This is a genomic window from Mesorhizobium sp. M8A.F.Ca.ET.202.01.1.1, from assembly GCF_004791595.1.
Taxonomy (GTDB): Bacteria; Pseudomonadota; Alphaproteobacteria; order Rhizobiales; family Rhizobiaceae; genus Mesorhizobium.
The window spans coordinates 1-1,163 of sequence record NZ_SRUN01000046.1 but is presented as its reverse complement, the minus strand read 5'-3'; the positions used below and the strand labels follow the sequence as shown (position 1 = coordinate 1,163).

Annotated in this window: 1 protein-coding gene; it reads right to left on the bottom strand. The window is 62.8% G+C overall.

Annotated elements, in window-relative coordinates; genetic code table 11:
- Positions 1-893 (bottom strand): transposase family protein (locus tag EN845_RS33740; RefSeq protein ID WP_245511875.1); only part of this gene is annotated, 893 nt, incomplete at its 3' end.
- Positions 894-1,163: the final 270 nt, after the last annotated feature.

Below are 1,163 nucleotides of genomic sequence, written 5' to 3'. Positions count from 1 at the left end.
TCCTTGATCTGCGCCTCGAACGGCTCGTACATGCTGGGTCTCTTCGGATAGGGTTTGGTCCGCCGATACGGCCGCCGATGCGTTGGTCGGGTCTCGCCACTCTTCCAGGCCGTCTTCAGATTCGCGGCGAAGCGCTGGAGATCGATAACGGCCGGCTCCTCAATCTTCGCATTCAGGCCACGACGATCGACCCGCCGCCCAAGCTCCTCCTGCGCGGCGCGGATACCAGCAAACAGCAGCACGGGATCGGCGGTTTCCATCATCGCCTGGAGCCGCTGCTTGTCGGCCTCGGCCACACCCGGATGTGCAAGGACACGGGCCGCAGGCGGAACTGGCGGATGATAGCGCTTGATCACACGAGCGCCGATCCGCGTCTTCTCCTGAAGCTTGAATGACGGTTGGAACAGATTGCCGTAAAGCCGCACGACAGCATAAAGTTTACCAAGCGCGGCCGTCGCCGCCGCGCCGACAAACCGACCATACCCCACCAGGCGACGCACGATGGCGCCATTCTTCTGCTCCACATGCGCCTGGTCATTCTTTCGATAGGCGCGCGAGCGCGTCACTTCCAGTTCCTCGCTGCGGCACCAGGAGACGACGAACTCGTTCATGAAGGCGCTGTCGTTGTCGAAATCTACGCCGAGCAGGGGGAAGGGAAAGAACGAGCGGGCCTGCTTGATCGCCACAATCACATTGCCGCTGTCGCGTGTGCGGACCGGAACGCATTCAGTCCACCCCGTGGCAATATCGGTCAACACCATCGTCTGCACAAAGCTGCCGGACGAAGATGTGCCGGAATGCGCCACGAAATCGACCTCGACGTAACCGGGCGGCGGATCATTCCGGTCCCCGAAGGTGCGCACCGGCACCGATCGGCGAACGGCCGAACTCATTCCTGCTCGCCGGCGCTGGCCGCCGCGAGCCACAACACGTACCTCCGCCAAAAGCCGATCCATCGTCGCCGGGCTCATTGTCAGCAGCTTGCCGCGGATCGAGCTCTAGCCGGCCATGCCGTTCAAGCGCTGGCAGCAAGACAGGTATCAACGGCCGCAGCCGTTTGGAACACAGCCGCTCCGATGCCTCCCACAAACACCACGAGCGCTTCGCGAACATCGCCGCCGTAGCGAAGGCTGTGCCTCTTGTTGCCAGGTATCTTCGACGCG